Origin of the sequence: Citrobacter sp. S55_ASV_140 (genome assembly GCF_018919505.1) — a bacterium.
Lineage (GTDB): Bacteria > Pseudomonadota > Gammaproteobacteria > Enterobacterales > Enterobacteriaceae > Citrobacter > Citrobacter werkmanii.
This window is the reverse complement of sequence record NZ_JAHLQZ010000350.1, coordinates 1-2,136: the sequence shown is the minus strand read 5'-3', so window position 1 is coordinate 2,136 and position 2,136 is coordinate 1. Positions and strand designations below refer to the sequence as shown.

Sequence of the window (2,136 nt, the reverse complement as noted above, 5' to 3'; positions counted from 1 at the left end):
ATTTTTAATATTCGCTTCAATTCCGCGCAGGATCCCTATGCCGTCCACGACACGAGGCCAAATGCGCATATTAATAAAGTGCCAGTGGTGAGGCGCATCCGCCATGTCCGGTCCATGATCGGTAATGGCAAACAGCTTGATGCCTTTGCGACGAGCTTCAGCGATGTAATCACTTAAGGTGCTGTAGGCGTGGGTGCTGGCGACGGTATGCATATGCAGGTCAACGGGATACATAACTCTCTCCTGTAGTCATTTTCCGTCAAGGATAGCAGGTATCGCCGCCATTTATTAGCTGAAACCCGGCACTTGCCGGGTTGGCATTAGTATCCCCGTACGCGATCGACCTGACCCGTAACGGCTTTGCCACTTTCCAGATTGAAAATTGTACGGGAGATATAATCCACCGCTTCCGCCGGACGGGTAACGGCAGCGATGTGCGGTGTCATCGCCACTCGCGGATGTTTCCATAGCGGGCTGGTTTCCGGCAGCGGTTCACGGCTATAGACATCCAGCATGGCGCCTTTCACCTTGCCGCTGTCCAGCGATGCCAGAAGATCGTCTTCATTGAGATGAACGCCACGCGCCAGGTTCAGCACATAAGCGCCATCCTGTAACTGGCTAAGTAAACCAGCGTTAATGATGCCCACGGTTTCTGCCGTATTGGGTAGAAGATTGATAAGCACGCGAGTTTGACTCAAAAACGCACCCAGCTCTTCGGTACCGGCAAAGCTTTCCACGCCAGGCCAGGATTTACGCGTACGACTCCAGCAGCGCAGCGGGAACCCCCATGACTGCAAACTCTCGGCAACTTTCGCACCCAGGACCCCGGCCCCCATGATCCCGATGGTGAACTCATCGCGGGTATACTCTGGCAATGGTTGCCATTTCGCCTGATTTTTTAACGCCTGGTAATCATCAAAGCGACGAAACCAGTGCAACACCTGACTTACCGCATATTCCTGCATTTGCAGGCCCATACCCGTATCTTCCAGACGGAAAAGCGGGATCGAGGTATCCAACATTTCCGGGTGAGCGTTTAGCTTACTGAGAATGGAATCGACGCCAGCACCCAGTGCAAATACGGCTTTTAATTTTCGTCCCGCGAGCATTTCAACCGGCGGATGCCAAACCAGCGCATAGTCAGCATGCGCATTATCACCCGCTTTCCACTCACGGACGTTCGCGCCTGGTATTGCTTTTGCCAGCGCATTAATCCACCAGGTTGTTTCGAATGTTGGGTGATAAAAAATTATATCCATTTTGTCTCCTGAGCATTGCTATGCGGAACTTTCTCGCACTTATTATCATCATTTTTCGAGGGATCCTCAGAGTAGCAAATTTTAGGATGCTGGCAAAAAAAACAATTCCCGCTTATTTAAGCTCCAGATTGTTTGAAGTTTGTGTAAATGCACGTTTTTTTCAAAAAGTTGATTGACGCCGGGACGGTATTTCCCTAAATTAGCGCCCGTTCCGGTAGCGCAGGAACAACAATATGGTGAGGTGTCCGAGTGGCTGAAGGAGCACGCCTGGAAAGTGTGTATACGGCAACGTATCGGGGGTTCGAATCCCCCCCTCACCGCCATATTTTAAGAAGAGCTCGTACGCAAGTACGGGCTTTTTTTTCGCATATTGCACGCCCGTGGGGTTCGACTGCTGGCATAGTGAGAATTAAAAGAAACGGCCCCTCTCACCACTGGCAAGAGGGGCCGTTCGTTATAACCGGCTGTCGATTATGCGCCTACTGGCACATTATGCGCGGTATTTTGCAGCACCGGTCCGGTATATTTCTCGATCTGCAACTGTGACATCTGCCCGCAGTTCCCCTGCGCCAGGCTGGAGGAACCGACGTCAAAGGTCAGGCAGTTGACGTTACCGTTCTTACACAGCGAACCAGGCTGTGACGGATCGGCCGGGTCAAACCACGCTCCTTCGCTGATCCGCACCACCCCTTCACGGACGTTATCGGTAATCACTGCCCCAACCAGGATCTGCCCGCGATCGTTAAAGGCACGAACCAGATCGCCCGCACTAATGCCACGTGCGCTGGCATCCTTCGGATGGATCCAGATAGCCTCACGGTCGGCTACTGCATACTTCTTACGTAGCGGCGTGTTGTCGAGCTGAGAGTGTAGACGG

General features: G+C 52.5%; 3 protein-coding genes and 1 tRNA gene. 1 reads left to right on the top strand and 3 read right to left on the bottom strand.

Translation table 11 applies throughout. From position 1 onward, the window contains the following. Positions 1-234, bottom strand: a 234-nt coding sequence (locus KQJ18_RS23610) for a PHP domain-containing protein (RefSeq protein ID WP_216422905.1), incomplete at its 3' end; no start/stop codon positions are given. 86 nt (positions 235-320) lie between these two features. Beyond that, a complete protein-coding gene (gene ghrA / locus KQJ18_RS23605) occupies positions 321-1,259 on the bottom strand; it encodes a glyoxylate/hydroxypyruvate reductase GhrA (RefSeq protein ID WP_085048539.1) in 939 nt (312 codons plus the stop codon). Between the two features lie 235 nt (positions 1,260-1,494). Here ghrA and KQJ18_RS23600 point away from each other — a divergent pair. After that, positions 1,495-1,582: transfer RNA gene (locus KQJ18_RS23600), tRNA-Ser, on the top strand. 148 nt (positions 1,583-1,730) lie between these two features. On the opposite strand, the gene KQJ18_RS23595 is transcribed toward KQJ18_RS23600, so the two are convergent. After that, positions 1,731-2,136, bottom strand: a 406-nt coding sequence (locus KQJ18_RS23595; RefSeq protein WP_275945716.1) for a molybdopterin dinucleotide binding domain-containing protein, incomplete at its 5' end; no start/stop codon positions are given.

Excerpts from the sequence above, each read along its gene's own strand:
- ghrA (WP_085048539.1), bottom strand. The coding sequence starts at position 1,259 with ATGGATATAATTTTTTATCACCCAACATTCGAAACAACCTGGTGGATT.